At 48.7% G+C, this 3,192-nt stretch carries 5 protein-coding genes; all 5 read right to left on the bottom strand.

Features of this window, described 5'->3' with window-relative positions; translation table 11 throughout:
• The coding region (locus B3W37_RS07330; protein WP_483175219.1) for an ATP phosphoribosyltransferase regulatory subunit at nucleotides 1-696 on the bottom strand (696 nt) is incomplete at its 3' end.
• 1 nt (nucleotide 697) lies between these two features.
• Nucleotides 698-997 carry a YerC/YecD family TrpR-related protein gene (locus tag B3W37_RS07325; protein ID WP_483175217.1) on the bottom strand — a complete coding sequence of 100 codons (300 nt, stop codon included), beginning with the start codon at nucleotides 995-997 and terminating at the stop codon, nucleotides 698-700.
• 12 nt (nucleotides 998-1,009) lie between these two features.
• The gene (locus B3W37_RS07320; RefSeq protein WP_483175216.1) at nucleotides 1,010-1,672 is read right to left on the bottom strand and encodes a phosphohydrolase; all 663 of its coding nucleotides are present in this window, start codon (nucleotides 1,670-1,672) and stop codon (nucleotides 1,010-1,012) included.
• A 31-nt stretch (nucleotides 1,673-1,703) separates the two neighbouring features.
• Nucleotides 1,704-2,246, bottom strand: coding sequence for a hypothetical protein (locus B3W37_RS07315; protein ID WP_483175215.1), 543 nt, complete (start codon nucleotides 2,244-2,246; stop codon nucleotides 1,704-1,706).
• 19 nt (nucleotides 2,247-2,265) lie between these two features.
• A partial coding sequence (gene purD, locus B3W37_RS07310; protein ID WP_483175214.1) for a phosphoribosylamine--glycine ligase occupies nucleotides 2,266-3,192 on the bottom strand: 927 nt, incomplete at its 5' end.

The following is a 3,192-nucleotide window of genomic DNA, read 5'->3' as shown; positions in this document are numbered from 1 at the left end:
GCTGATATAGGGAATCCTGTCCAGTACCTCCAGCCCGCCGTGTAAAACCGGTAAACTGGCTATGGTATCTTTCAAGCCATCTTCCACCGGCAAGGTTTCCAGTACCGCCGACAGCTCCACCAGATCTTTATTCTCCACCAAACGCCTTATAGCAGTACGGGCGGAAGCACTTATGGCCTTATCTTCCAAAATACTGTTGAATATTTCGATTTGATTTATACTTACTTTAAAATTGTTAACACCCAGCTCTTGCATGGCCTTGACGGCCAGAGTAATTACTTCGGCATCGGCCCAGGGCCCGGGAGCACCTAAAAGCTCCACTCCCATTTGCCAGAATTCCCGATATTGAGCCAGCTGCGGTTGAACATGGCGAAAAACATTAGCTCCATAATAAAGACGGCGGGGAAAATGTTCGTCCTGGAGATGAGTGGCTACCAGACGGGCTATGGATGTAGTCATTTCAGGGCGCAATGACAGGATGCCGCCTTCACGGTCCATAAATAAAAATAACTCTTCCCGGATGTTGCCACCGGTTCCCTCTTCCACCACTTCCATAAATTCAAAAGTAGGAGTAACAACTTCTTCGTAGCCATAACTGCCAAACAGATCAACTAGCTTCTTTTCCATACAACGCCGTGTTTTAACTTCATCCGGTAATAAATCCCTTAAACCCCTCGGTATTTCTAAATTACTCATGCTATTGCTCCTTTTTCAAGCGCTCCAGTACTTTTCTGTATCCTCCGGCACCGTAATTGAGAGACCGGTTTACTCTGCTTATAGTGGCAGTGCTGGCACCGGTCTGGCTGGTTATGATATTAAAAGTAATATTATTATCGAGCATCCTGGCTATTTCCAGGCGCTGGGACATGGCTTTGATCTCATTTATGGTAGAAAGATCATTTAAAAAACAGCGTACCTCGTCTTCCGTTTCAAGGCTCAGTATGGCCTGCGCCAGCAATGTACTCACATGGTCTTCCGAGTCGGGATGATTATCCACGATGATGCCCCCTTACAATAATTTATTGTTATTCATCATAAGCTGGAATTGACACCCTAAATGCTCCGCTGCGCGTCGGCACATCAGCATCTTGGTCAGAAATATTTCAAAATACTCCATGACCGAACAAACGGAAGTGTCTATTTGCATGCGGAGACAAATCGTCCGCTCAATGCTATCAATTACAATGTTGGAACTGGTAACGGCATAATTTACACGGTCCCGTTGCGTAAAGTTCGCCGCATCCCGTTTTCTTACCCGGGAGCGATGTACATCTGATTTATCGGCCAAAATAAGAGCTGCCGCCACATTATTTACCGGCTGGCCCTGGGCATTCTCCTCATGATTGCCGATGGCGCCCATGATCACCGCTATCTCCACCGGTTCCATATCCAGTTCCGCCAGTACCTGCATGGCAATTATCGCACCGGACATCCCATGCCCATAGCGGTTAACCAGATTGCCTATATCATGTAAATAACCTGCCATACTGCCTAATTCGGCCTCTCGCACCGGATACCCCAATGTATTGAGGATATCATAGCACAAAAAAGAGGTTAATTCGGCATGATGCATATTATGTTCTATGGCTCCCATATTGCCTATAAAATCATTGCCCGTTTCCATATACTGCCTGACCACCGGGCTCTTTTTAACCATTTCCAATGTTACCATTCTAATCCCCCCTCCTGTTCACCCCTGATAACTATTTATTGCTGTCCGAAATGGATACCAGTATTCTGGCGGCCTCCTCCGCAGCTTTGGTTTGGCGGGGGATGGTATTGATTAGTTTGCGAGCTTCGCTATAGTCTCCATTCTTGACCATTTGTTTTGCCAGTTCAAGATCGCGCTGGGCCTTCTTTTCTATTTCAACCTCATCAAGTTTGGCCTGCATTTTATTTTTTGCGCCCAGTTTTTCCAGTTTGCTGTATTCAGCCATAGCGCGATCATATTGCCCCTGCCGGGTCAGGGCACTGCCTGTGGCCATAATCCTGCGCACCTCAATCCTTTCCGGCAGCTGAGTTAAAAAGTAGAGGTAGGTCCCACTCAGAACTACCAGCCCTAATGCGGCTATCATCCATTTACGGGAGCGTTTATCCTGTTTGCGCATAAAAGCCGCCAAAAACACAGCCAGTATACCCGGCAGGCATGTAATTTTCAAGAATTCCCGGGTGGGCATATAAAGCAGGCTGGCTGCCAGGAGTATTATAAATATCACTCGCACCCACGGATTCTTTAAAAATTTCACAACCTTCCCCCCAATAAAGCTATTTTTTTAAAGCCCGATGACCTATGTCCCTGCGATAATGCCTACCTTCAAAATGTATCTGTTCCACCTGCCCATAGACCTGGTCAATGGCAGCGCGGAAATCCCGGCCCCGGCATACTACTCCCAGTACCCGGCCGCCTCCGGTTATCAGCCGCCCCTGGTCCAGAGCCGTTCCCGCCTGAAAAACCAGAGCATCCTTAACATTATCTATTCCTGCAATGACTTTACCCTTTTCATAGCTGCCGGGATAACCACCGGACGCCAGTACGACACAAACGCACACCCCATCGTTTAATTCAATGCCGGCGCGCTGTATATTCCCCCGGGCAGACGCCTCCAAAAGGGGTAAAAGATCACTTTTTATCATAGGCATAAGCACCTGGGTTTCCGGATCACCAAAACGGGCATTGAATTCAAGTACTTTCAGCCCATCCGCAGTTATCATCAGACCGGCGTACAATACCCCCTGGTAGGGATATCCTTCACTGGCCATGCCTTTGATTACGGGTTTGATAACCTGTTCCACCGCCCTCTCGTATAGTTCGGCGGTAAAAACCGGTGGATTGGTATAAGCTCCCATCCCTCCGGTATTAGGGCCTGCATCATTATCGAACACCCTTTTGTGGTCCTGGGCCGACAGCAAAGGTACAAAATCAACTCCATCAGTGAGGGCGAAAAAGCTGACTTCTTCCCCTAGCAGGCATTCTTCTACAACTACCTGGTTACCGGCTTCCCCGAATTGACGGTCGGCCATGATACTGTCGATGGCAGCACTGGCTTCAGCATAATTGGCAGCTACAATAACGCCTTTACCGGCGGCCAGGCCATCGGCTTTGATCACTACCGCCTCTCCCCGGTCGGTAAAGGGGCGGGCGTAGGCCTTGGCCTGCTCCGGTTCCGTAAACACCTCATACTTCGCCGTGGG

The organism is Syntrophomonas sp. UBA5494 (assembly GCF_002426325.1).
Note: the sequence above shows the minus strand (reverse complement) of the source record. Positions and strands in the feature narration are given on the sequence as shown.

Excerpts from the sequence above, each read along its gene's own strand:
- B3W37_RS07320 (WP_483175216.1), bottom strand. The coding sequence starts at position 1,672 with ATGGTAACATTGGAAATGGTTAAAAAGAGCCCGGTGGTCAGGCAGTAT.